This window comes from Microcoleus sp. BR0-C5 (assembly GCF_036705045.1).
Classification (GTDB): domain Bacteria; phylum Cyanobacteriota; class Cyanobacteriia; order Cyanobacteriales; family Microcoleaceae; genus Microcoleus.
Genome location: NZ_JAUBTR010000002.1, coordinates 13480 through 40350, shown reverse-complemented (window position 1 = coordinate 40350; position 26871 = coordinate 13480). Strand labels below are relative to the sequence as shown.

Annotated in this window: 18 protein-coding genes and 1 pseudogene; 16 read left to right on the top strand and 3 right to left on the bottom strand. The window is 45.6% G+C overall.

Annotation, left to right across the window (positions count from 1 at the left end):
* The first annotated feature begins 43 nt into the window (after positions 1 to 43).
* The 6 genes from ndhD1 to QUB08_RS01015 all read left to right on the top strand — a co-directional run bounded on the left by ndhD1 (position 44) and on the right by QUB08_RS01015 (position 5069).
* On the top strand, positions 44 to 1630 hold the full coding sequence (ndhD1, locus tag QUB08_RS01040; RefSeq protein WP_445300876.1) for a photosynthetic/respiratory NAD(P)H-quinone oxidoreductase subunit D1: 1587 nt from the start codon (positions 44 to 46) through the stop codon (positions 1628 to 1630).
* Between the two features lie 272 nt (positions 1631 to 1902).
* Positions 1903 to 2718, top strand: a complete 816-nt coding sequence (locus QUB08_RS01035) for a DMP19 family protein (RefSeq protein WP_333222692.1) — start codon at positions 1903 to 1905, stop codon at positions 2716 to 2718.
* 346 nt (positions 2719 to 3064) lie between these two features.
* A complete protein-coding gene (locus QUB08_RS01030; protein ID WP_333222690.1) occupies positions 3065 to 3301 on the top strand; it encodes a type II toxin-antitoxin system Phd/YefM family antitoxin in 237 nt (78 codons plus the stop codon).
* Between the two features lie 58 nt (positions 3302 to 3359).
* On the top strand, positions 3360 to 3632 hold the full coding sequence (locus tag QUB08_RS01025) for a hypothetical protein (RefSeq protein ID WP_333128278.1): 273 nt from the start codon (positions 3360 to 3362) through the stop codon (positions 3630 to 3632).
* The gene (locus QUB08_RS01020) at positions 3629 to 3994 is read left to right on the top strand and encodes a clan AA aspartic protease (protein WP_333222688.1); all 366 of its coding nucleotides are present in this window, start codon (positions 3629 to 3631) and stop codon (positions 3992 to 3994) included. The genes QUB08_RS01025 and QUB08_RS01020 overlap by 4 nt, the downstream gene beginning before the upstream one ends.
* A gap of 334 nt (positions 3995 to 4328) precedes the next feature.
* Positions 4329 to 5069 (top strand): methyltransferase domain-containing protein, encoded by a 741-nt coding sequence (locus QUB08_RS01015; protein WP_333222686.1) that lies wholly within the window; start codon positions 4329 to 4331, stop codon positions 5067 to 5069.
* Between the two features lie 219 nt (positions 5070 to 5288).
* Here QUB08_RS01015 and QUB08_RS01010 read toward each other — a convergent pair whose 3' ends face one another.
* Positions 5289 to 6032, bottom strand: coding sequence for a LuxR C-terminal-related transcriptional regulator (locus tag QUB08_RS01010; RefSeq protein WP_333222684.1), 744 nt, complete (start codon positions 6030 to 6032; stop codon positions 5289 to 5291).
* 184 nt (positions 6033 to 6216) lie between these two features.
* On the opposite strand from QUB08_RS01010, the gene QUB08_RS01005 reads away from it, so the two are divergent.
* The 8 genes and pseudogenes from QUB08_RS01005 to QUB08_RS00970 all read left to right on the top strand — a co-directional run bounded on the left by QUB08_RS01005 (position 6217) and on the right by QUB08_RS00970 (position 14328).
* Positions 6217 to 6645 carry a DUF6220 domain-containing protein gene (locus QUB08_RS01005; protein WP_333222682.1) on the top strand — a complete coding sequence of 143 codons (429 nt, stop codon included), beginning with the start codon at positions 6217 to 6219 and terminating at the stop codon, positions 6643 to 6645.
* A gap of 9 nt (positions 6646 to 6654) precedes the next feature.
* The gene (locus QUB08_RS01000; RefSeq protein WP_333222680.1) at positions 6655 to 7089 is read left to right on the top strand and encodes an MAPEG family protein; all 435 of its coding nucleotides are present in this window, start codon (positions 6655 to 6657) and stop codon (positions 7087 to 7089) included.
* Between the two features lie 1306 nt (positions 7090 to 8395).
* On the top strand, positions 8396 to 10390 hold the full coding sequence (locus QUB08_RS00995; protein WP_333222678.1) for a bifunctional serine/threonine-protein kinase/formylglycine-generating enzyme family protein: 1995 nt from the start codon (positions 8396 to 8398) through the stop codon (positions 10388 to 10390).
* 202 nt (positions 10391 to 10592) lie between these two features.
* Positions 10593 to 10985 carry an urea transporter gene (locus QUB08_RS00990; protein ID WP_333222676.1) on the top strand — a complete coding sequence of 131 codons (393 nt, stop codon included), beginning with the start codon at positions 10593 to 10595 and terminating at the stop codon, positions 10983 to 10985.
* A 126-nt stretch (positions 10986 to 11111) separates the two neighbouring features.
* Positions 11112 to 11318: pseudogene (locus QUB08_RS00985) on the top strand (calcium/proton exchanger); the annotation flags it as partial.
* Positions 11319 to 11529: 211 nt separating this feature from the next.
* The gene (locus tag QUB08_RS00980) at positions 11530 to 11718 is read left to right on the top strand and encodes a hypothetical protein (protein WP_333222674.1); all 189 of its coding nucleotides are present in this window, start codon (positions 11530 to 11532) and stop codon (positions 11716 to 11718) included.
* Between the two features lie 55 nt (positions 11719 to 11773).
* Positions 11774 to 13255 carry a bifunctional UDP-sugar hydrolase/5'-nucleotidase gene (locus QUB08_RS00975; protein ID WP_333222672.1) on the top strand — a complete coding sequence of 494 codons (1482 nt, stop codon included), beginning with the start codon at positions 11774 to 11776 and terminating at the stop codon, positions 13253 to 13255.
* 89 nt (positions 13256 to 13344) lie between these two features.
* Complete coding sequence (locus QUB08_RS00970; protein WP_333222670.1) at positions 13345 to 14328, top strand: nucleoside hydrolase; 984 nt, start codon at positions 13345 to 13347, stop codon at positions 14326 to 14328.
* Positions 14329 to 14523: 195 nt separating this feature from the next.
* On the opposite strand, the gene QUB08_RS00965 is transcribed toward QUB08_RS00970, so the two are convergent.
* Complete coding sequence (locus QUB08_RS00965; RefSeq protein ID WP_333222668.1) at positions 14524 to 16299, bottom strand: EamA family transporter; 1776 nt, start codon at positions 16297 to 16299, stop codon at positions 14524 to 14526.
* A gap of 538 nt (positions 16300 to 16837) precedes the next feature.
* Here QUB08_RS00965 and QUB08_RS00960 point away from each other — a divergent pair.
* Positions 16838 to 20173: an amino acid adenylation domain-containing protein gene (locus QUB08_RS00960; protein ID WP_333222665.1), complete on the top strand. Its 3336-nt coding sequence runs from the start codon at positions 16838 to 16840 to the stop codon at positions 20171 to 20173.
* 189 nt (positions 20174 to 20362) lie between these two features.
* Here QUB08_RS00960 and QUB08_RS00955 read toward each other — a convergent pair whose 3' ends face one another.
* Positions 20363 to 21472 (bottom strand): alpha/beta hydrolase, encoded by a 1110-nt coding sequence (locus QUB08_RS00955; protein WP_333222663.1) that lies wholly within the window; start codon positions 21470 to 21472, stop codon positions 20363 to 20365.
* Positions 21473 to 21626: 154 nt separating this feature from the next.
* On the opposite strand from QUB08_RS00955, the gene QUB08_RS00950 reads away from it, so the two are divergent.
* On the top strand, positions 21627 to 26870 hold the full coding sequence (locus QUB08_RS00950; protein ID WP_333222661.1) for an amino acid adenylation domain-containing protein: 5244 nt from the start codon (positions 21627 to 21629) through the stop codon (positions 26868 to 26870).
* Position 26871: the final 1 nt, after the last annotated feature.

Here is a 26871-nt window from a genome sequence, read left to right as displayed (position 1 = left end):
AATGTGTTTAAACCTAATAACTGATGGATCATTTTAAAACGCAATGGATACAGCTAACTTTCCCTGGTTAACAACAACAATTCTGTTTCCCATTGCTGCGTCCTTGCTGATTCCTTTAATTCCCGATAAGGATGGCAAGACGGTGCGGTGGTATGCCCTAATTGTGGGTTTGATCGATTTTGCCCTACTTGTTTACGCTTTTTACACTCAGTACGACTTCAGCAATCCAGATTTGCAACTGGTAGAAAGCTATACTTGGGTGCAGCAACTCGATTTGAATTGGTCGGTGGGTGCTGACGGTTTATCGATGCCGCTGATTTTGCTGACTGGTTTTATTACTACGCTGGCTACTTTAGCAGCTTGGCCGGTCACATTTAAACCGAAGCTATTTTACTTTTTGATGCTGACAATGTACGGCGGCCAAATCGCAGTTTTTGCCGTGCAGGATATGTTGCTGTTTTTCCTAGTTTGGGAACTGGAATTAGTCCCGATTTACCTGATTTTGTCAATCTGGGGCGGCAAGAAGCGCCTCTATGCAGCAACTAAGTTTATCCTATACACCGCAGGCGGTTCGCTGTTTATTTTGCTGGGCGCGCTAACGATGGCGTTTTACGGCGATACTGTGACTTTCGATATGCGGGCGATCGCAGCTAAAGATTACGCCCCCAATGTAGAATTGCTCCTGTACTCAGGTTTCTTGATAGCTTACGGCGTCAAACTGCCAATTTTTCCTTTGCACACTTGGCTCCCTGACGCTCACGGGGAAGCAACCGCACCCGCCCATATGTTGCTAGCAGGAATTCTGCTAAAAATGGGCGGTTACGCTTTACTGCGGATGAATGCGGGAATGCTCCCAGATGCTCACGCTACCTTCGCACCCCTCTTGGTAATTTTGGGTGTGGTTAACATTGTTTACGCGGCATTAACTTCTTTTGCTCAGCGCAATTTGAAGCGGAAAATTGCTTATTCTTCGATTTCGCACATGGGGTTTGTGCTGATTGGGATAGCTTCGTTTACCGATTTGGGAACTAGCGGTGCAATGCTGCAAATGGTTTCCCACGGTTTAATCGGGGCGAGTTTGTTCTTTATGGTGGGTTGCACTTACGATCGCACTCACACGCTCATGCTCGACGAAATGGGCGGTGTAGGGCAGAAAATGCGTAAGGTTTTCGCGATGTGGACTGCTTGTTCTATGGCTTCTTTGGCTTTGCCGGGAATGAGCGGTTTTGTAGCAGAATTGATGGTATTTGTGGGTTTTGCAACCAGCGATGCTTACAATCCTGTGTTTAAGGTTTGCGTGGTATTTCTAGCTGCTGTCGGGGTGATTTTGACTCCAATTTACCTGCTGTCGATGCTGCGCGAGATTTTCTACGGGCCTGAAAATAAGGAATTGTCGGAGCACGAGGAATTGGTGGATGCGGAACCGCGAGAAGTGTTTATTATTGCGGCTCTGTTAGTGCCGATTATTGGCATTGGTTTGTATCCGAAAATTCTGACTCAGGTTTATGATGCGACTACTGTACAGTTGACTGCAAAGTTGCGCGATTCTGTGCCGTCGCTTGTGGCTAAGGCTGCTGCGGATAAAACTCTGTCTCTGCGTGCTCCGGCGATCGAGCCGAGTAAGTTGTGATTTGAATTGGATTTAAAAAGGAAACCCCCAAACTTGATTTTTAAAAGGGTTTGGGGTTTTCTATATACCGGATCGAAGTAAATCGATTAGATTTGGATTTTTAAACCGCAGATTTCAGCAGATAAACACAGATGAACGCTGATGTGATTTTCAGTATTGTCGTTCCTCAAAAAGCATAAAAGAGCATGAGAGACTATATTAGATTTTTCAACTGCAATATAATTAATAGTAGGGCAACATAAAAAGTTCTAGCCTAAGAGGGAGACGGAAAAATGAGTGACGACATACTTGGCTCGAAAGATGCGGTCGTGCTCTCAGCGGAAAGCATGAATAGCGATGATATCCGCGCGACGATCCAATCAAATATTGACTTTGTGAATGCACTATTTGAAGAGCTTCTCAATCTCTCAGAAATTTCTCACGACGCACTCCTCAGTTACTACGTTGATTATTACCTCGGGCAGGTGAATAATGGCGGTTTTGCTCAGTTTGTCTATAACACAAGGTGGCAGCCTGCTGTCATCGCGCTAGTTAAAGAAGGCCTTGGGCAAATCGGCGCGACACAACATACTGATCTTTTTGCAAAAGGAGAGGCGCTGGTTACAGCACGAAAGACAAAGTTAGCATCGTTCTTTTCGAGTGAGTTATTCGGCGAAAATGCTGAGAGAGACAGGCTAAATGGCATAAATGAGGACTTTTATTCGATCGCACAAGAGGAGAGTCTCGAACAATTAAATGCTAACTGGTTAAAAGCACGCCCCGGCCTGATTGTTGTAGCAGAAGATCGAATCCAACAGGAAGTCACTCGACGAGCATTGAGTATTTCCGATCGCGAGGCCCGGCTCGCCCAAGCCCGTGCTGCCGAGCCGAGATACATTAAACTGATACGAGCCTTGTGCCATGCAGCCGGCCATAAGCTTGAGCGCGTTACGGCAGGCGATACTATGAATGAGTACGGTGGCCAAAGAATACTCGCTTGGCACTTTATTACCGATAAGGGGCATCACTTTATGGTGGAGGCTGACGGGAAGGCAATGATGTTTTCTGGAAAGTCCAAGGAACAGATTGCGGAGCTGGTAGTCGTATAATTATGCGCCAAAATTAATAGTTAGGTTGATGTACTATCTTTTTTAGTCTTTACTCTTAGTTGTTCTAGTTTCTATACTTGCTAGAATAATCGATAATAAATAATATGCCATTTTCATTCTAAGAGAGTGCTAGCCATGACTGAGTTACTGGAGCGTGCGATCGCTAAGTTGAAAACCTGATCGGCCAGTGAGCAAGATGCGATCGCCTCAATGATTTTGGAAGAACTTCAAGACGCTCTAAGATGCGATCGAGCATTTGCTAGTTCTCCCGATGCTCTTGCCAAACTTGCAGCGACTGCAACTAATGCTAAAAACAATCGAATGAGCTTTATACTGAGGCATTTTTATGTTGAACGTGACAGTTGACGAAATTCAGCGCGATCCTTCAAAGTTTTTACGTCAAGTGGAGGCAGGTGAAACTTTTGTTATCCTGCTTGCAGATAAGCCGATCGCCGAACTCAGACCTATTTCTAGCAGCAAGCAATTGCGACCATTCGGTTTGTGTGCAGGCGAGTTTACCGTTCCAGATGATTTCGACGCTCCTTTGCCGGAAGATATCCTCAGTGCATTTGAAGGTAAATGAAGATTTTGCTAGATACGCATCCATAATAGGATCAAAAATTACAAAAAAGGGCAAATGTATGCAAACAATCCTTTTGAGTCGTGAAGAAGTCGCGCGTCGTGCGAAACATTTGTATGAGAGCACCATCCGCCAAAAAATTGAAATAGAAGAGAATATTGGCAAGATGGTCATCATTGATATAGAAACAGGTGACTACGAAGTTGATAAAACTGGGCTAAAAGCCGCACGTAGTCTGATGGCAAAGCATCCGTATGCTCGACTTTTTGGCATTCGTATTGGTTACAATGTGGCTGCTTCGTTGGGTGGTGTAATGGAGCGTGTCAACAAGTGATTTCTGGTATTGTGACCGATCGGCACGCGATCGTCGCGTTGACCTTTCTCCTCCCAAGCGGCTCTACTTTCCCGATCGAGTTTGTCATAGATACGGGCTTCACTGACTACCTATGTTTGCCACCGGAGGCAGTTACCTTACTGGGGTTGCCGTTCCTGTACGATCTGCCTGTAAACTTAGCAGATAACAGTGAAGTCCTAGTAGCAGTTCACGAAGCAATCATCCTTTGGGACGGGGAAGAACGAGAAGTTCGTGTATTTGCTACAGGGCGAAGGCCTCTGATTGGAACTGCTTTGCTGGACGAGCAAGAACTTGTGATTCAGTTCACTGAGGGGGTATTAGTGACGATTGATGAGTTGTAGTTTCCAACGCTCGATCGCAAAACCCAATACTTCAAAATTACCATTTGGTCGATCGCCCTTCAATTAAGTGCGATCGCTCTCTTAATTTCTAGCGTTATTGTTCTGCCAAGAGTGCGATATTTGTCAAGGGCGATCGCACCCTCGCAAGTTGTAATTTGAACCGGATGCGAGGAAGAAAACCCCAAAACCTCGATGATTAAACGGGTTTTGGGGTTTTCTATTTTTTTGAGAGCGATCGAGCTTTTAGAATTCTTATTACTTTTGTTTTGCCGGAACCCAGTAATTTTTGAAGCGAGGCGCTAAAATCCAATTCAGATAGCTATTAAAATACAGATTGCAAGCTTATTGGCTTTCCAGAATGCAAAATCAAGAGTCACCTATTGTTTTCGATCGAGAACGCGCTTCTTCCTACGACCAAAGATTCGCTAAATTCGCTCCGATGCGCGACGCACTTCATTTACTGATCCGCTTTGTACTTTCTGAACTTCCTACCGATGCACGGATTCTCTGTGTCGGTGCGGGAACCGGCTTGGAATTGATTTATCTCGCTCAAGCGTTTCCACAGTGGCAGTTTACTGCGGTAGAGCCTGCGGCACCGATGCTTGACATCTGTCGCCAACGCGCCGAAGAGTGTGGTATCGCGTCACGTTGCACTTTTCACGAAGGCTATCTCGATTCACTGCCGGAATCGCACTCTTTCGATGCGGCGACTTGCCTTCTGGTTTCTCACTTCTTTATGCAACAAGATGAGCGGCGCAACTTTTTTAGTCAAATTGCTTCACGACTTTGCCCTAACGGATATTTGGTCAGTGCGGATCTGGCTTCCGATATGTCTACTTCAGCGTACCAAAGCCTTTCCGAGGTTTGGCAGCGGATGCTGAGGTATGCCGAAGTGCCTGCTGAGGAGATTGAAAAGTTTTGTGCTTCTTATGGTCGAAATACTGCTGTGCTACCGCCACTTGAAGTCGAATCAATAATTGCATCCAGTGGCTTTGATACACCTGTATTGTTCTTACAGACCCTTCTGATTCATGCCTGGTATGCTAGGCTAACACCACGCTCGCTAGAAGTGTAGTTATCAACAGCCGCTGAAAAATCTCGTGAAGTGGACTGACCAAAACCAAGTGTGAGGTTGCAAAGTTTTCTGGAAGCCCCACAACCGAGTCGCGCCGAAGAGCGATCGCAATACTCAATACCCCATACTTCAAAATTACCAGTAGATCGATCGCTCTTCAATTCTGTGCGTAAGCGTTGCCCTCGAAGAGGATCGCTCTTAGGGTTTCTAGCGTTAAGTTTATTGGTGGGTGTTCTGCATCAAGTTGGATGGAGACATTTTTACACTTGGCAAATTATATTTGCTCGCCGAAAGCTGTGCAACCATTTCTGCACGAGACGAAACCTCAAGCTTGCGGAACATTCGCTTCAAAGCTTGCTTCACTGAATTCTCAGTAATCCAAAGTTCCCTCCCGATTCCTGCGTTGGTTCGCCCCAAAGCAACCAATTCGGCAATTTGCAATTCACGAGGCGTTAGGCGTGAAGTCTTGAAAGGTTGGTGTGGCGATTCCCTACGGGATAGCTTCGCCGCGCGTACTGTTGCAGCCCAAACAGACAAATGCAAACATATCGCACTCAAATCGGCTAGATTTTCTGTATCGAAAGCGGGCATTGACCGATCGCGCGTACAACCCACTACACCCATTAATTGACCGCGACTGACAATCGGCCCCGCCATCACGTGCCAATGATCGGGTCGGGGACAAATTATTGTCCAAACCTTGGGAGATGCCACCAATGCTTCATGGACAGGAGAGTGACGTTCCACTAGATAACGCACAACAGGATTATGTTCGATTGATAGTCCAATTTGCAGTGTTTTCTGAAGATTGCTATCTACCAAGGGCAGTCGATCGAAGAAAAAGATTCCCGATCGTTTAGCTGCAAAATACTCGCCGATTTTGGGCAGGACTTGCGATCGCAAATCTTGTTCGTCCTTTACCTGGTCGAGCGCTTCAAATAAAAGCTGCAAGGGACTTTTCATGGTCATGGTGTCAACCGATTTTAGATTTTAGATTTTAGATTTTAGATTTTAGAATTGACCCCACGGATGAATCCGGGCGCTTGTAACCAAATTGCTTGATTGTCAAAAAGAGTACCCGATCGAGGTCTAGAAGCATTGCAATACTCGAATTATATTACCCTTGTAATCTCAAACGCAACTTGACATGACAACAAGTTTGGAAACCGAGCCTGATCGCACTCCCACACGTGGGATACTCATCAGCTTTTATGTGACTTCAATCATCTTTAATGTCTGCTTGATTGCTCAGTTATTAACGGTTGGAGTTGCCTACTTCCATAATCCTGCATGGTGGAATATTCATGTTTGGCTAGTGCGAGGGTACAGTGGGCTGTCATTAGTATTACTGGGATGGTCGTTTCTCGCCCCATTCTCACGCAGAATACGACATCTCGCCGCCAGTTTGCCAATCCTGCTTGGACTACAATTTTCCAGCATTCATCTCAAAAGTCCTCTTCACCTAGAGATACTGCATCCTCTAATTGGATTTACGTTACTCTATGTTTCTTCCAGCCTTGTACATCGCATATCGTCTACTTTATCGTCCAGCAACTATCACAATAATCAAATTTGAGAGGTATAAATGACGCAAGAGGCAATCTTCACTCCCTTCTTTGCCACAGTGTTTCTAACACTCCTAGTCTGGGTGTATATGTACATCCGCCGTATCAGTTTTATCACCAGTATAAAGCTCGCCCCGAATGAACTTGCTGTACCGGGCGCACTAGCACAAATTTCGCCCCCCAGCGTATCCAATCCATCGGACAACCTAAAAAACCTGTTCGAGGTTCCGGTACTTTTCTATGCGCTTGTCCTATATCTGTTCATCACGAAGCAGGTAGATACAGTGTATGTGAACGCCGCGTGGGTCTTCGTTGTGTTTCGCACATTGCATAGTGCTGTCCATTGCACATTGAATCTCATCATACTTCGGTTCTACCTCTACCTATTTGCCACGCTCGCGGTGTGGTTCATCGCGATCCGCGCAGCACTTATCCACTTTGGCACAATTGATTAACCTCGCTCAAATGATCTAGAAGTTATCAACAGTCGCCGAACAATGAGCGTGCAGCCGAAAGCCCGCCCTGTTTCTGCCTGTGTGTTCGGGGTATTGCGGGGCGGTCTGCAACTGAACCAAGTCGTTAGGTCGCGATCACAATACCCAATACTTTAAAATTACCAGTAGAGCGATCGCGCCGGAGCAAGTTTTGAAGCGATGCGCTAAAATCCTGTTCAGATAGCTATTATAGATTAATCATGAAGATTAAGGCGAAATATGTTTCTGGCAAAGGACTCGGCAAAATGTTTGAGCGACATGGTTGGTCGCTAAAAATAACCGCTTTGTCTCGTTAGAAGGCTCTTTGGCTATCCATCCCTAATTATTCAATCCACCGGGTTGTATTCATCAATACAATTGAAAAACTCAAAGCATTTTTAGAGCCATGAAAGGGTTGATTCAATATCTTTACGAAATCCAATTAGATAAAGCTATTCTCTGGTGCTATCTCATTTGGTATATTATAGTAGTTTGTTTTCATTTTGATCCTTCGGTCAAGATATGGCTCAATTCAATTGGTATAAGTGCTGTAATCGGTACTGGTCTGATGCTAAGTGTTTCTTCTAGTAAAGGCAAAAGAGATCATTGGCAGGCATTCAGGTTATATCTCATGCCATTTTGTGTCTCAAGCTTCTCTGCCTTAATTAAAGATGAGGGATTTATCATATTCATATCACCCAATATCACCGAAACAATAGTGTCAGTATCATGCTGTATTCTGTTTTTATTACTTATTTTAGGAGTCAAAATATTCAAAAATAAAGTTATTTAGCGGGACGACAAAATTGGTTAAAAAAGCAGCAGAAATATGACATTTTAGGTTGAAATTACCCCGATCGCATTTAAGGGCGATCGAGCTTGTAGAGTTCTTACGCCCCCATGAAGCAATTGAATGGTTTATGGAAATTGCTTTCTTAGTTTCTAGTCGGATAGTTCTTTGAGTGCGATCGCTTTTTGGTTGGGCGATCGCCGAGTTGTACTATACTGGCCTCTGTAAAGAAATTACCAAGATCCCCAGACGAAGATCGGCGGTAAGGGGGCTGCTAAAATAGGTCAATCGCGCTGGCATTTTTGGCCCTCAAATCGCTTTATTTGGATTAATTGACGTTTTAAATTCTGCCTTCTACTTTCTCCTTTGGGGCGACAGAAGCGGCGGGTAATGCCCTCCCTACCGTCAATTGTCAATAACCAATTATTAATTGTTAGTATTCCATAAGGGCGCCAAAAAGATATATCATAACCTTAACCGGATCATTTCTTCCCAGATATGTTCTACTGTTCTAATCCCACGTGTTCTCATCCTTTCAATCCCGACAACTCTAAATTTTGTCAAAGTTGCGGATCGCAAGGCCTCACGCCTCTCTTTAGAAACCGCTACCGCGTGATTCGACTTTTGGGCGAAGGGGGATTTGGCAGAACTTATGAAGCGGTAGATACGGATCGTATGGACGATCCCTGCGTAATTAAGCAGTTTGTACCCCAATTTCAAGGAACCTCAGCACTTGAAAAAGCCTCACAATTGTTTAAAGAAGAAGCGAAACGACTTTACGAACTCGGTGAACATCCCCAAATTCCTCGATTAATTGCTTATTTTGAACAAGACAAGCGACTTTATTTAGTACAAGAGTTGATTGAGGGGCAAACTTTACTAGCAGAATTAACTCAGCAGGGTGCTTTTAGCGAAGAAAAAATTTGGCAGTTGTTGGCAGATGTACTGCCGATTTTGAAATTTGTGCACGATCGCCATGTCATTCACCGAGACATCAAACTTGAGAATATCATGCGGCGCCGCACCTCTGTTAACTCCTCCCTGCCAAAGGCGGGAAATTTTCGGAATTCAGCTTTCCGAAGGGGAGGGCGGGGAGAGTTAGTTTTGATAGATTTCGGCATTTCCAAACAAGTGACGGGCTCCCTGATGAGCAAAGTAGGCACGACGGTAGGAACGCCCGGATATTCGCCTGTAGAACAAATGCGCGGTCAAGTTTTCCCCGGAAGCGATTTGTACAGTTTGGGAATAACTTGCCTGAGACTGCTAACTCAATGTTTGCCCAAAGCTGACGGTTCCGATGACCTTTATGACCCGATCAACGGCGGCTGGATTTGGAGAGAACGGTTGCCAGCCGGCACAAAAATTAGCAGCGAGTTGGCAAATGTTTTAGACAAATTAATTCAAGATTATCTCAAAAATAGATATCAATCTGCTGATGAAGTAATCAAAGCTTTAAATCTCTATTCTTTACCTCCCCAACCCCATTGTGCCAATGGAGGACAAGTTGCTCTAAATTCTTTTAGGATAAAGGGAGGACAACTTGCTATCAATACCCCGCTCAATGAAAGCGGGCAAATCAATAGCAAAATCTCTGTCAATCCCAGGGAAAAATCCAACACCAATCCGCCAATAAACAAGGGATTGCAAAGAATTACTGCTGTCAAAAGCACTTTTGAATTTCAGGTAGTGACAGTAGACAAGCGCGGGAAGCTAACTAATTTTAATAGCCGCAAAGCGCGTTTTTTTGAAGAACATCTCGGTAGCAGTACAGTCCTAGAAATGGTATCTGTTCGGGGCGGTAATTTCCTCATGGGTTCCCCAAACGATCGGGGTGACAGCGACGAAAAACCGCAGCACCCGGTAACTTTAGTATCTTTCTATATTAGCAAATTTCCAGTCACTCAGGCCCAGTGGACAGCAGTTGCAGCCCTGCCGCAAATTAAAATATTTCTCAATCCCGATGCTGCCCGCTTTAAAGGTGCAAATCGACCTGTAGAAAATGTATCTTGGTACGAGGCTGTGGAGTTTTGCGATCGACTTTCTCGCAAAACGGGTAAGAATTATCGCCTGCCTAGCGAAGCCCAATGGGAATATGCTTGCCGGGGGCAAACTACGGGGCCGTTTCACTTTGGGGAAACGATTACCAGCGAGTTAGCAAATTACAACGGAAATTCTAATTACGCTGACGCGCCGAAGGGAGTTTATCGCTTTCAAACGACAGATGTTGGGAGTTTTAAACCTAATGCTTTCGGGTTGTACGATTTCCACGGAAATGTTTGGGAATGGTGCGCGGATTCTTGGCACAATAATTATAACGGTGCGCCTGCGGATGGTAGCGTTTGGGAGTCTGACGGGGACTCTTCGCTGAGGTTGTTGCGGGGGGGTTCTTGGAACGATCATCCTCCGAATTGTCGCAGCGCCTGCCGCCTCAGATATCAGCCGGATTGCAAGGCTAGTATTGTGGGTTTTCGAGTGGTTCTTTCTGTTGTTTGATATTGTGTGCGCTTCTATAGTTCGTCAGCGGCGCGGGTTTATGAAAATTTGGGTTAGTAATTAAAGATATTGGTGAACCCGTCCCGGAGTGATGTTCCGTTATACAAGAACGAATCGATTTTATAGCGTTTCCCCACCCAGTGAGGTACAGTTAAGAGTCTTTGCGGGCACCGAACACAGTACGAGTCGGAGCAAATAGGGTATGTTACGAACGCTCGAAATGACCAAATCTCATAATTTACATTATTTGCGTAACTCCTATGATCGATCTTCTATGGCAACCCCAGATAATGAGCCACTACCTTTGCATGAACTGATTTCCCACATTCTGGAATCTGAGACAGACTTATCTGAGCGCTCAGCTTGGAGAATTCCGGCACTAGGAACCATGCAGCCACTCAATCAACGGCTTGGCAATCAGCCTGTTTTGAATTTTTTCAATGCCACCTTGCGCGGCATTGGACAGGCAATATTTGTTAACTATCCCATTAGTGGGCTGCTGATTATCATTGCCATGTTCATCCAGTCTCCCTGCCTGGGGATTATGAGCTTAATCGGGACTGCTGCTGCAACATTAACAGCATCTCTAGAATGACGTTTTCTCGTCAAAATACTTTTGACTGTGTTAAAAAGTGCGAAATGTGGGCAGGAAGAGAAAAACGTGCTTTTTGTCATTTATGGTGATATGCTCCAAGACAGTATTGTTGAACCCCATACTTCGCCCAACCCAGGAGGACTATTGAGCGCCACCTTTGGTAATGCCACCGAATTGATTATTGCTTTAATTGCTCTCAATGCCGGACTGATAGATGTCGTCCAAGCGAGTATCATAGGCTAGATTATCAGTAACTTACTCCTAGTCATGGGCTTTTCCATGCTGTTGGGATGTCTACGCTACAAAGAGCAGAAATTTATGCCATTCGTGGCGCCATTTGGAATAAAATAGATGAGCGAACACAATCAGGCGATATTTATTCAGATTATGCTGGTGCGGTGTCTGGGGGTTCTTTTACAAAATTCCGATGCAACCATTTTTGCGGGCCGTAATATCAGTGTTTGGTGGTTTATTCTTGCTTTATATTGACGATATGAAGCTGGACGAACTTTAGGGTTTTAGGGTAATAGAGGAGATGGGAATCATGCCATCGCATGTTCTACCCCTCAATGCTGACGAAGATGAATCGATCAGTACCCAGGAAATGAATACGGCGCTCTCTAGTTTAGGAGAACCGCCTTTATCCATTGATGATATTGCGTTTTTGCGCGATCACACGGGGGGACAGCCGTTAACCTGGAATCGGTTTATTGAAGTGCTGCTAGTGACTTAAACCCAGCCTTTCCTTTACTACAAAACTAAACAATTATATTCAGGGGTAAAAGACTATGACGTTCACCGAACGGTTTAAAAGTTTCACAATTTTGCATTCAAATGATATGCACGGAGACTTTCTCGCAGAAGCTACGGGTCTAGCAGAGGGTCATGTAATTGGTGGGATGGCGCTGCTTTCAGGCTATATCAATAAAGTTCGCCAGGAAGAAAAAAACGTGCTTTTTGTTATTTCTGGTGATATGCTCCAAGGCTCTACGATTGATGTGGAGTATAAAGGTCTTTCAACCATAGAAATTATGAATTACCTCGCTCCAGATGTAGTGACTCTGGGGAACCATGAATTAGATTATGGGTTGCCTCACTTACTGTTATTGGAAAAAATGGCAAATTTTCCGATCGTGAATGCCAACTTGTACATCAAAAAGTACAACAAGCGCTTGATGAATCCTTATATCATCCTCAATGTAGATGGATTCGATATTATGTTCATCGGGATTATTACTGAAGAAGCTCTTAAAACCTTAAAACGTGACAGCAGTATTGGCACATTTGTAAGTCTTGAAGATGCTGCATCAGAAGTTGGTAAAATTTGCAACGCCTACAAAAATGATGACATTGACCTAACAGTCCTCCTGACCCACATCGGTTTTGAAGAGGATAAAAAACTAGCGGCATTGCTAGACCCGGAATGGGGTGTAGATATGATCATTGGCGGACACTCCCACACATTTTTAGAACAACCTGCGGAAGTTAACAACATTCTTATAGCACAAGCCGGAGTTGGCACAGACCAAATTGGGCGTTTCGATATTGTAGTGGATGACGATACTAACAGCATCGTTGAATGGAAGTGGCAACTCCTGCCTGTAGATAATAATCTGGCTGAGCCAGATACCGAAATCGAAAAGCTGATTGCTACTTTTAAAGAAGATGTAGATCGTAAGTACAATCGACTGATTGGACGATTAGCTCGTAAACTGACTCATCCTAAGCGTGAAGAAGAAACTGAATTGGGTAACTTATTCGCTGATATTTTTGCCCAATTAGATAGGTTAGATGTAGTTTTTGTAGCCAGTGGTGCAATCCGGGGAACAGAATTAGGCCCGCCCGTGACATTGAGCGATCTTAAACAAATTTTTCCTTACGAAGATCCTCTGCATAAATTTAGCGTTACAGGGGTACAGCTCACTAAAATATTCGCACATATTATGAGACTGGAAAACAGAATCCCCGGTGAAAGTGAGTATCTTCAGGTCAGTAAAGGTGTTGAGGCAGTTTATAGAGACGCGGAAGAAAAGCTTGAATCTTTGAGCATTAATGGACAACCTGTACAAGACGATAAACACTACACCATCTGTATGGATGGCTATCGTTTCCAAAATTCAGAGCATACTCTAGGCGTAACCCATGAAGAATTAACAAAATTAGCCGATCCAAAAGTAGTCACAACATCTTGCCAGGATGTCGTTGAAGAATACTTTAGTCATCATCAAAATCTTGACAGCCATATCGAAGGCAGATTTGTTTACAAGTAGAGAGACTTTCAACCCTTACTTTACGGGTTCCGCCTGTGTAGCCACGGTTTATATCGCCTTCTGATTAGTTTTATGGAGCAGTAATTAGCATGATCGCCCTTCAAAATCAGTCCGTGCCAGTAATAGTAGATACAGATGGTGGTGTTGATGATGCCTTGGCTCTGATTATGGCATTGAATTCACCCCAATTAGACCTGAAAGCCGTCACCGTTGTCGCTGGCAATATTAATGTCGAGCAGGCAGCTAATAATGTGTTGCGCGTCATCAGTATTGTTGAACCCGATACTTCGCCCATTGTTGCCAAAGGCTGTGAAAAACCACTGGTGAAACCCACCTTTAATGCAGCAGGAATTCATGGGGCAGATGGTTTGGGTGAGTTGGAGCAATTTAAGGAAGCTGATGGTACACCTCGCTATCCCAAACTGACTACTAAGCCATCTACAGAGAATGCTATCGATCTGCTGATCGAGGCAGCTCAAGAGTACGAGAATCTGACCATTATTGCATTAGGCCCGCTTACCAATCTAGCCACAGCGATTCAGCAAGATGGCGCAACCATGAAAAAAATCGGGCGAATTATCATCATGGGTGGGGCTGTTACAGTACCGGGAAATATTTCCGCCGCTGCTGAATTTAACTTTTTTGTCGATCCCGATGCGGCTCAAGTCGTGATGGAATCGGGGATTCCCCTCACCTTAGTTGGTCTAGATGTGGCGATGAAAGCTCCTTTACCCCGCCAAGTTGTTGAAGATAATTTACAGCGTCGTCCTTCAAAACTTACCCAGTTTATTGCCGATTGCACGGGGATTTATATGGCTTTCTATCGTGACAGCGAAGGCTTTCACGGGTGTTATTTACACGACCCCTTGGCAATGGCGGTTGCAATAGATCCCAGTTTGGTAACGACAGAATCGCTACATATGATGGTTGAAACCCAAGGACGATTCACGACGGGAATGTCGCTCGCCGATCGACGCGATCGCAGAGATGAGGAAACTAATCCGCCCAACGTAGAGGCTTGTTTGGATGTAGATACTGAACGGTTTATGCAGTTGTTTGCTCAACTCGTATAAAGCGGTTCTCAATTCGATTAGAATACATCGGGAGGCAGAAATCAGAAGACAGAGAATTGTGTGCAACTCATTTGAGCATAGCTATAAAGCGTTTGGTAATATAGCGTTTCCTAGTAAGCGTGAGGTACAGTACAGAGAAACCCGGTTTCTTCAAGAAACCGGGTTTTTAAATGGTCGATCGCCCAAATTATTGCCTTAACTAGCCTTTTTCTGAGGAGCGACGATGCGTTCCACACTCATAGCAGCCACGCTCAAAGTCACCACAGCCATGCCCATAATTGCCACAGGCTGCAACTTCTCATTGATAATTAGAAACCCGAAGAGTGCGGTCATTGCCGGCCCCAAAGTGCCAATTACTGACGCTAAGGCTGCCCCCGCGAACCGGATGGCAAAATTATTCAAAAGATAGCTAAACAGCGTCAGCACCCCTAAAACAACACCTCCCAAAATCAAACCAGGCCAAACATTTTGGTCGATTTTAGGAGAAAAATTTTCCGACAGTGGCACCCACAAACTCAGGGAGGAAAATACAAAAATTGCGGCGAAATTAACTAAACTAAAAGGAATTGGGTGCAGCTTGCCCGCGGCCATTTGCGTCAGCAATACGTAACCAGCAAAGGTAATCCCAGAAGCCAGTGCCGCAGCGACTCCTACTCCAACATTGCCGCCGCCTGGAGCTTGGGCAGCAAAACTCGGCAACCCAGCTAAAATCAGACCTACGGTAATCCCGAATATCGCAAAAAAGCCGACTCTGGTGGGGCGAGAACCAAACAAGATCCAAGAACCTAGTACGGTGACGATCGGGTAAATAAAGAAAATCGTAATCGCAATCCCCGCTGGAATATTGCCGATCGCCAAATAAATCAAAACCTGAGACAAAAACAGAAAAAATGCGCTTCCTAAAACCTTACTCCACAAAGATCGATCGCCCGACTGGAACAACCGCCTAATATCTTTCCACACAGAAGGATACAGAAATGTCGCCAAGATCGGCATCAAAGCCATCACCACGATCAGCCGCATCAACAAAATCAACAAAGAATTGCCAAAACCGGGAGTCACCACCCCCGGAAATTCAAACAAGCCAAAAACCACCCGAGGATTTCTGCCTTTAATCAGAATTCTCAAACAAACATTAAACAGCGACAATACCACCGCCGAAGACAAAGCCAGCACCAAACCTGTCTGTACAGAAGGTGCTTTAGCGGATGCGGTCGAGGGCACTGAAGAGGGTTCCGGCACGGGTTCCCGCGGCCTTTCCACAGGTGTTGGCTGCAGAAGTTGCGGGCGGACAGAATTAACAGAATTAGTTAATTCTTCGACATAGGAATCTTGAGCATCGAAAGGATTCTCAAGATATTCTTCTTCTTCTTCGAGTTCTTCCCTGATGCGGTTTACGAGATTTTGTAACAGCTCTTCCCCTTGCAGTTCCAGGGTTTTCATGTTGTTGAGCCGCACGGAAAGCTCGCTTTCGTAACTGGTTAAATCTTGTTCGATCATCTGGAAACTGCGATCGATCCTTTCATCCAGGGCCGCCAGCAACTGCGAGGCCCGTTCGTCGTAGTTGCTCGGTGGCAAGGGTATCGGGAACTCGCCACTGGGAATAGGGCTGCTGAGAGAATTTCCCGAATTAGCGCTGAGTTCGTTGAACCGCTGCACCAACAAATCCTGCAAATTGTGAGCCAAAACTTGAGCCAACTGCTTCAGCCACAATTGCTGCTGCTGAATGTATCGCCCCGACAGAGATTCCATTTGCTGAGACTGCAATTTGCGATATTGCTCCCGGAGGTCTTCAATATCTTCAATCAGGTGATTTTTTTCAGTTTGCAGCCGAGTAATGTCTTGATTTAACTGGCCTTTGACATTTTCATGCAAAGCGTCCAGTTCTTGCATTACTGAGTGAAGGACTTCTTCTGCTGATTGTGCATCCTCTGGCTCGCCCTTTGACGAGTATACGTTCCGCTGCGCCATTAGCCTATAACCTCTAATTTAAACTGCACGTTCAGTGTTCTTAAGTATTTTGCCTGCATCAGGTCGCAAGTTATAGTGAGTTGATCTAAAAGATTGCGAACACTGTTTAATCAATAGTAGTCGCTCAGTTGGAGATGTGAAAAATTTGCGTGAAGCAAAGCTATCCCGAAGGGAATCGCCCCAAGAACACTTTGTGCAATTAGAAATCATACTACACCTTGACCTCTCTACGGATTGCTCCCGGAAATTCTCACATCTAACTCACCCGATTGCACCCGAATCACAAGCCTCATGACCCCTTCTGCGACTAAATTTGATTGGGGGGTGGCACTCCTAGCCCCTCAACGGATAACTTGATCCTGGAGGCAGAAACCCCGTTTCTTTTGCCCGCGTCTCTCCCCCACTCCCGCACCCAGATTTATTATATTAAAGGTTCCGATCTTTTGCTCGCGAAAGTTTTAAGAGGCGATCGCACCCTCAAAAAGCCACCCCGCGCCATCAAAAAATTAACACATCCCATCCCCGAAGAGCAACAGATATGGCCTCCGAAATTTATGACAATTCCTTGACAAGCGATCAACAAAAACTGAATATTTCCTCAGAAGCCGAAGTGTTTGTCTTTCCGGCATCATTTGCCCAGCAGCGCTTGTGGTTTCTCGACCAATTCGCACCGGAAAATCCTTTCTATAATGTAGTAACAGCACTGCGCTTAACTGGTTCCCTCAACTTAACAGCCTTAGAGCAAACCTTCAACGAAATAGTGCAGCGACACGAAACTTTGCGAACCACTTTTGCAGCGGTATCAGGTCAACCAGTGCAGATAATCTCTCCCGCTTTCAAGACTAATTTAAAAGTATTAGACTTGCAAGATTTGCCGCCAGAACAACGGGAAACAGAAGCAAAGAAACTCTCCGCAGCAGAATCTCTTCGCCCTTTCAATTTATCCACCGGGCCGCTGATGCGAATCACCATCCTGCGGCTGACAGAAACCGAGCATATTCTCTTACTAAATATGCACCACATAGCCTCCGATGATTGGTCGATCGGCGTGCTAATTCGAGAACTAGAAGCTATCTATACAGCTTTGATAAATCAACAGCCATCTCCCCTGCCAGAATTATCACTTCAATATGCCGACTTTGCAGAGTGGCAGCGCGAATGGCTGCAAGGTGAAGTATTAGAAACTCAGCTTGCTTATTGGCGGCAGCAATTGCACGGGATTTCTGTGTTAAATTTGCCCACAGATCGCCCTGCACCAGCTAGGCAAAATTATCGGGGAAAAACTCAATATTTAGAAATGCCGAAAAAGCTGAAGGACGCACTTTTAGCGCTCTCGCAGCGAGCAGGAGCGACTTTATTTATGACAGTGCTCGCTGCATTTCAAACTTTGCTTTACCGTTACTCGCAACAAGAAGATATTGTTGTAGGTTCGCCGATCGCCAATCGCAACCGCAGCGAAATAGAAGCATTAATCGGTTTTTTTGTCAATACTTTAGTGCTGCGAACAGACTGCTCGGGAAACCCGACATTTCGAGATTTTTTGGGCCGGGTGCGGGAAGTAACCCTGGGAGCTTATGCTCACCAAGATTTGCCTTTTGAGAAGCTCGTCGAGGAATTGCACCCAGAGCGATCGTTGAATCGCCACCCGCTGTTTCAGGTGGTATTCGGGCTGCAAAATGGGCCAGTGGACGAGCTAGAATTGCCAGAATTAAAATTGAGTTCTTTTCATTTGGAGACTCAAACAACGCGCTTTGATTTAGAGCTGCATTTGTGGGAAGCTTCGGATAAGTTTAGGAGCAGATACGGCGAACATTGGGAAGATTCGGAAGGCCTCAGAGGCTTAGCTGTGTACAATACGGATTTATTTGATGAAGTTACGATCGCCCGAATGCTGAGGCATTTTAAAACGCTGCTGGAAAGCATTGTGGCTAATCCAGAACAAAGAATTGCTAACTTACCTTTATTGAGCGAGGATGAAGTGAATCAATTATTCAGAGAATGGAACGATACTCGCACAGATTATCCTCAAAATAAGTGCATTCATCAGTTATTTGAAGAGCGAGCCCGGCAGCATCTGGAGGATGTCGCCCTAACTTTCGACAGCCAGCACCTCACTTACAGAGAACTCAACAGTCGCAGCAACCAACTGGCGCGCTACCTACAAAAACTCGGCGTGGGGGCGGAGGTTTTAGTGGGGCTTTGTGCAGAGCGATCGATCGACCTAATTGTCGGGATGTTGGCTATACTGAAGGCGGGAGGAGCTTATCTACCGTTAGATCCGAGCTATCCGCGCGATCGGCTAAACTTGATGCTGGAAGATGCTCAAGTTAAAGTCTTGCTAATTCAAGATAAATTGATTGAGAATTTCCGAGACTTCTCAAACTCGGTGATTTACTTCGATCGCGACTGGGAAGACATAGCCAAAGAAAGCGCAGAAAATCCCGCCCACACCGTAACAGCAGACAACCTAGCTTACGTTATTTACACATCTGGCTCAACAGGAAAACCCAAGGGAGTTGCTGTCACCCACAAAGCAGTAAATCGGCTGGTACTCAACACCAACTATATAAAAATAGAACCTACCGATAAAATTGCCCAAGCATCAAACGCTTCATTCGATGCAGCCACATTCGAGATTTGGGGAGCCTTGCTTAACGGCGCTCAACTCGTGGGAATTAGCACAAATATTACCCTTTCGCCTCACGATTTAGCCTTAGAACTGCGCCAACAAGGCATCACAGTTTTGTTTTTAACCACTGCCTTATTTCAACAAATTGCTAGAGTTTTACCGCAAGCTTTTAATTCGCTGCGCTGCTTGCTGTTTGGCGGAGAAGCGGTCGATATGAGATGGGTTAAAAAACTTCTCCAAGAAAAGTCAAGCACTAAATTAATTCACGTTTACGGGCCTACCGAAAATACCACATTTTCTGCTTATTATTGTGTGCAAGATGTACCTGAAACCGCAACATCTATCCCCATCGGTCGCCCGATCGCCAACACGCAAATTTATCTCCTCGATGCGGATTTGCAGCCGGTGGCGATCGGTGTTATGGGTCAATTGTACGTCGGCGGTGACGGATTGGCGAAAGGCTACCTCAACCAGCCTGCTTTAACTGCTGCTGCATTCATTCCCAATCCTTTTAGCAATAAATCTGGTTGTAGCCTTTATAAAACAGGTGATTTAGGTCGCTATTTAGCTGACGGCAACATCGAGTTTTTAGGCCGCGTTGACGACCAAGTAAAAATTCGCGGCTACCGCATCGAATTGGGAGAAATTGAAGCGGCTTTGTGCCAGCATCCACAAGTGCGCGAAGCAGTAGTAATTGTCAGGGAAGACATCCCCGGCGATAAACATTTGGTAGCTTATGTTATTCCTGACGGCATTAATAAAAAATTAGAAATTCCCAATCTCAAGCCAAGTGACTTGCGCCAATTTTTGAAAGAAAAGTTACCAGGATATATGGTTCCTGCAACTTATGCAGTGTTGGAGAATATGCCACTGACGCCTAATGGCAAAGTAGACCGCCACGCCTTGCCTGATATAGATACAGACAGCGAGGATATAACAGAAAATTATGTAGCGCCTAGGACCGATCTCGAAAATGCGATCGGGAAAATTTGGGTTAAAGTTTTGGGAAAACAGCAGGTTAGTATCTACGATAATTTCTTTGAACTAGGCGGGCATTCCCTGCTAGCAACTCAGTTGATTTCTCGCATCCGAGACGCTTTGCAAGTCGAGTTATCGGTCAGCAATTTGTTTGAGGCTCCGACTGTGGCGAGTCTGGCAAAATACATTGAGACAATGCGCTGGGCTGCGAAAGGTTTGGATACTCCCAGAACCGACGAAAATGAGCGCGAAGATGTGGAATTCTAAGGCCGCCACAGCCAGAACCTACAGGATTTTAAGTCAATACGCTTGGGTTAACACTGTTTATTCCTCGGAGATCCCCCTAAATCCCCCTTAAAAAGGGGGACTTTGAATGCTCTTGTCCCCCCCTTATTAAGGGGGGCTAGGGGGGATCAGGCTTAACTGAACCTACAGGATTTTAACTCACATTTTTAGTTAGGAAATTTCAGTGCAGAATGCCCTGACAGCTTCTGCAAACTCCTGGTTATGCTCCATTAATGCCATGTGTCCTCCTTTCTGTATAGTAACTAGCTCTGCTTGAGGTAATTCTGCTTTCATTCGCAGGCTAGCTGGGGGCGTAGTAGCGATATCTGAATCGCCGCATATTACCAACACAGGAATGTCAATTGATGGCAAAGTTTTTGTTTCGTCAAATTTGAGCATTCCCAGTGTGCCGCGAGCGAGAACGCCGGGAGAACCCAAGGCTGATAAGAAAGCTGAGAATTCTAATTGACCGCGCGTTTCAGTGCCTTTAAATCCAGATAATTCTACACTGATGTGCAGTGAACCATTGAGATAGCTCAGCCAAGTCATTCCCCACATAATGGGTTCAAGAGCTGCGGTGAGGTAGAGGATTGGTTCGAGCACCGGCTTCTGCAAAGCGCGTAATAAACCGCTAAAAATAGCGGTTTTGACGGGATTAGTATAAGTCGTATCTACCAGAATTAAACCCGCTACTCGACTACCGAGAAGTTCTGGAAAAAGCCGACTGAATGTTAGAGAAATCATGCCGCCCATGCTGTGTCCGAGTAGGATAACAGGTTTATTTCCTGCTATCGCAATGACGGCTTCGAGATCGCGGGCAAATTTTTCTAGGGAGTAGTCGCTGTTTTTTGGTCGAGTGGATTTTCCCAGGCCTGGAAGATCCCAAACAATCACTCGGTAGCGATCGGTTAGTTGCCGTTTCGCGTAATACCAAACCATACTGTTGGGCCCCCAACCATGGGAGAGGATAATCGGCTGTCCGTCCTCTGGGCCGTAGAATTCTACTTGTAAAATAGTGCCATCAGGCCTCTCTACCCGCTGCACCGTACCCGTCCGCGTCGGCTTCGGTTCGTCAGCACCCGGGCGGCGGAACAACGGCAAACTGATAAAGCGGCCGCCAACACACCACAGAAGCATCAAGACTCCGCTGACTAAGTAGGAAATCCCTACAAGTGTGCCGATGTACCATTCATAAATAATGTATATACCTCCGCCAAGTACGCCGACGGACAGCAGTCCCACCAGCCATAAAAACAGGAAATTGAAGGGCATGAACGGCATAAGTTGAAACCTTGGGTAGGATTTTGGTTGCGGATTCAAACAGAATCATACTCAGGTTAGGCCACAGTCGGCAAGCGGTAAGTTAAGCTCTTAATTTGTGCGCTTGTAGAATTTATTTTATTGATTTGCACAAGTAATCATAGGATGACTCAAAATGCCAGAGCCAACAATATCGAGTTCATCGGCAAATGCCAGAGATTCTGTCACGGTAGAGTTAATTAAGTTTTTATCTTATCTTCGCAGTCTAGATATTAATATTTTTGTTGAGGGCGAGATCCTGCGCTGCAACGCTCCCGAAGGAATTATTACACCCGAACTGCGCGCCGAAATTTCTCAGAGAAAAGCCGAAATTATTTCATTTTTAAAAGCAGCTAATCGTACTTCTAGTTTCACTCCTACACCGATTGTTCCGATGGGGCGGGACGGAAATCTACCGCTTTCCTTTGCACAGCAGCGCTTGTGGTTTCTCGACCAATTAGTCCCGAACAATCCCTTCTATAATGTTCCCGCAGCATTGCGTTTGACAGGTTCGCTCAATTTTGCGGCGCTGCAACAAACCTTCAATGAAATTGTGCGCCGCCACGAAGCTTTACGCACGACTTTAGCAGTAGTTTCGGGGCAACCTGTTCAGAGAATAGCTGCTGCTTTCCACCTCCCGATTAAGGTAGTGGACTTGCGAAATTTCCCAAAGGAATCTCGACAAACTGAAGCAAACAGGCTCACCACTGAGGAAGCTCAACGCTCTTTCAATTTGTCCAATGACTTGTTGCTGCGAGTCACTTTATTGCAGTTAGATGATGCCGAATATTTACTAATGCTGAATATGCACCACATTGTCTCCGATGGTTGGTCTATCGGAGTGCTTATTCAGGAATTAGGGGCACTTTACACGGCATTTGCTAGCGAAAAACCTTCGCCTTTACCGGCTTTGTCGGTCCAGTACGCTGATTTTGCAAAATGGCAGCGCGAATGGCTACAAGGGGAAGTTTTAGAAACGCAGCTTGCTTACTGGCGACAGCAGTTAAACGGCATTTCTATGCTAAATTTGCCTGCGGATAGACCTCGGCCAGCAATTCAAAGTTACCGAGGCAAAAGGCAATTTTTGCAACTGCCAAAACAACTGAGCGAGACTTTAGAAACGTTGAGCCAGCGTGAAGGAGTGACGCTGTTTATGACAATGCTGGCAGCTTTTAAAACGTTGCTTTACCATTACGCCCAGCAAGAAGATATTGTTGTAGGTTCGCCGATCGCCAATCGCAACCGCAGTGAAATTGAAGCATTAATCGGGTTTTTTGTCAACAGTTTGGTGCTGCGTACAGATTTGTCGGGAAATCCAACTTTTCGGGAACTTTTAAACCGAGTCAAAGAGGTAGCATTAGGAGCTTACGCTCACCAAGATTTGCCGTTTGAGAAGTTAGTAGAAGAACTGCACCCCGATCGCGCGTTGAACCAAAATCCCTTATTTCAGGTGGCGTTTGCGCTGCAAAACGCGCCGGGGAATCAGTTAGAATTGCCAGAATTAACACTCAGCCCGCAGCAGTTAGATGTGGGTACAGCGCGGTTTGATTTGGAGTTTCATTTGTGGGAGCGATCGCCCAACAGCTCGGGAAGCAACCAATCGCCGAGCAATAAGCTGTGGGTTGATAGCTCCGAGGGCATCAGCGGCATGGTTATTTACAGCGCCGATTTATTTGATGAAACTACGATTACCCGCATGATCGGGCACTTTCAAACCTTGTTAGAAAGGATTGTGACAAATCCTGAACAGCGAATTGCCAACTTGCAATATTTGAGCGCCCAAGAGCGCGATCATTTGTTAGTTGAATGCAACAAGACTCAGGCGGATTATCCGCAAGATTTGTGCATCCATCAGCTATTTGAAATGCAGGCGGATCGGACACCGGATGCGGTGGCGCTGGTATTTGGAGAGGAGCAAGTCACCTATCGAGAGCTAAATCTCCGCAGCAACCAACTAGCACGTTATTTGCAAAAAATGGGGGTTGGGGCGGAAGTTTTAGTCGGGCTTTGCTGCGGGCGATCGCTCGATCTGATCGTGGGGATGTTGGGTATCCTGAAAGCGGGAGGAGCTTACTTAATTTTAGATCCGAGCTATCCTGCTGAGCGATCGAGCTTTATGCTAAAAGATGCTCAAGTGTCAGTATTGCTTACCCGCCAGGGAATAAATTCCCTGTCTAATAGCGAAAGTCGTCTAAAGACGACTGAAGGAGGACAAGTTTCCAGTCGGCTTCAGCCGACTTCAGCTATGAGCCAGGGAATTTATTCCCTGGTGGATGATGGCGAAGTGCAAAATTTAGAAACACAGTCAGTATTGCTTACCCGCCAGGGAATAAATTCCCTGTCTAATAGCGAAAGTCGTCTAAAGACGACTGAAGGAGGACAAGTTTCCAGTCGGCTTCAGCCGACTTCAGCTATGAGCCAGGGAATTTATTCCCTGGTGGATGATGGCGAAGTGCAAAATTTAGAAACACAGTCAGATGATAAAATTCACCATCCAAAGGTTGTTTTTCTAGACACAGACTGGGAGATGATTTCCCAAGAAATCGCCGACAATCCCACCAGCGCAGCCACAGCCGAAAATCTGGTTTACGCGATTTACACCTCCGGTTCCACGGGAAAGCCGAAAGGAGTGGAAATTGAGCACGGGAGCTTGTTAAATCTCGTTTTTTGGCATCAAAGAGAGTTTGGGGTGTCAGCGGGCGATCGAGCAACGCAAATTGCTGCGATCGGCTTTGATGCTTGCGGGTGGGAAATTTGGCCTTATCTCGCCGCGGGAGCTAGCATCTACTTTCCAGAAGATGACATCAGGCGAGATCCTGAAAAACTGCAAAACTGGTTAGTATCAAACGCAATTACAATTAGCTTTTTGCCAACACCTTTAGCCGAGAAAGTTTTGCTATTAGATTGGCCTCCAACAACAGCGTTGCGAATCTTGCTCGCAGGCGGCGAAAAACTGCAACAACATCCTTTAAAATCCCATCCATTTAAGCTAGTAAATAATTACGGCCCAACCGAGAACACCGTCGTCACAACTTCCGGTTATATTCCTGTAACAGAGCAAACAGACATCGCCCCGACAATTGGCCGCCCCATTGCTAACACTCAAATCTACATATTAGACAAATATTTGCAGCCAGTGGCGATCGGCGTTGTTGGCGAATTGTACATCGGCGGAAACGGACTCGCTCGCGGCTACCTCAACCGCCCAGATTTAACCGCAGAACGATTTATTGTCAATCCTTTTAAACCAAATTCAGACACCATTTTCAATGACTTGTTTAGGAACAGGCAAGATGCCTGTTCCACAAAAAAATTCATCTCTTGTGGAACAGGCATCTTGCCTGTTCTCGATAATGATGCAACATCTCAGTTTAAACCAAATTCAGGAGAGCGAATTTACAAAACCGGCGACTTAGTGCGCTACAGAACAGACTTCAACCTTGAATTTTTAGGACGCATTGACGAACAAGTAAAAATTCGCGGTTTCCGCATCGAATTAGGAGAAATCGAGACAGTATTAACTCAACATCCTGCCGTGCAGCAAACTGTAGCAATAGCTTCGGAAGATGGACAGGGAGATAAACGTTTAGTAGCTTATATTGCCCTGAATGCAGAATACAGCGTTGCCCGCGAAAAAAACCAAATAATGCAATTGCAGGACGAACAGGTTTTGCAGTGGCAAATGCTCTACAATGAAACTTACAATCAACCTGCTGTTGAGTCAGATCCAACATTTAATATTGTCGGCTGGAATAGCAGCTATACTAATCAGCCAATCCCAGCAGAACAGATGCGCGACTGGGCGAACAATCAAGCCGCCCAAATTTTAGCTTTGCAGCCTAGCCGAGTGTTAGAAATTGGCTGCGGCACAGGTTTGCTGCTGTTCCAAATTGCCTCTCGCTGCACTCTATATTGCGGAACAGACTTTTCACCTATTTCGCTCAACTATATTCGGCAGCACTTGGCAAATCAAGAGTTAGCTAATGTAACGCTGCTTCAGAAAATGGCGACTGACTTTGAAGGAGTAGAGACAGCAGCTTTTGACGCGGTGATTCTCAACTCAGTCGTGCAATATTTCCCGAATATCGACTATCTCGTGCAGGTGCTAGAAGGTGCGGTGAAAGCAACTGCCCCCGGCGGCTTTATATTCATCGGAGATGTCCGCAGCTTGCCGTTGCTGGCAGCTTTTCACGCTTCGGTACAACTGTATCAAGCCGAACCTTCTCTCGCGGGCCAACAGTTGCAGCAGCGAGTGCAAATGCAAATTTTTCAAGAAACAGAGTTAGTTATTGAACCAGATTTTTTTAGCGCATTAAAGCACCGCTTTCCGCAGATTTGCGGCGTAGAAATTCAATTAATTCGCGGTAGTTATCACAATGAGTTAACTGATTTTCGGTACAATGCTATTCTGCATATTTCGTCGGAAACAGCACGCCCAAAATCATCGCCAAAAGGGGAGTGGCGCGCCGAAAAAAGGCTGGATTGGTTGGAAGAAAATCAGAATCTGACTCTTACCAAGGTGCAACAAATATTATTACAAAATCCCCTCGATGTTTTAATAATTGCTAATGTGCCTAATGCGCGGGTAAGTGCTGCGCTGAAAGCGGCAGAGTTGCTGTCTGTTGTCGATAAATTTCCCACAGCAGGTCAGTTGCAGAAAGCCGTAGAAAAAGTCGAGGATTTAGGAGTAGATCCCGAAGCGTGGTATGCTTTGGAAGTTCCGTATAATGTTAATATTAGTTGGTCTAGTTCCGACAGTCAAGGGCGCTACGATGTAGTGTTTGCACGGGGCGAAACTAGAGATTTTGTGCCAGAAACCAGAAGCGATAACTTGCGTCCTTGGCGCTCTTATGCTAACAATCCCTTACAAGCAAAAGCAGCACGGAAATTAGTGCCACAGTTGCAGGCTTATCTAGCAGAAAAACTGCCGGAATATATGGTTCCGTCGGCTTTTGTGGTGCTGGAGTCGCTACCGGTGACGGCTAACGGAAAGGTCGATCGGCTCGCTTTGCCTGCACCGGAGCCGATTAAGTTAGAATGGGCTGGCGGTTATGTTGCGCCTCAGACTTCTATTGAGGAAGTTTTAGTGAAAATTTGGGCTGAGGTTTTGGGGATAAAGCGAGTGGGTATCCGGGACAATTTCTTTGAATTGGGAGGCCATTCGCTGCTGGCGACTCAGCTTGTTTCTAGAGTGCGAGATGCTTTCGCGGTAGAGTTGCCTTTGCGCCGGGTTTTTGAAGCACCGACAATTGCAGAATTATCTAAGATTGTTGAGAGCTTGAAAGATAAGAATGCTAAAAGTGAAGCTCCGGCTTTAGTGCCGATTTCGCGCGATAGTCGGCGGCGGAAGCTATCATCTTTTAATCAAGAAAATAAATAAA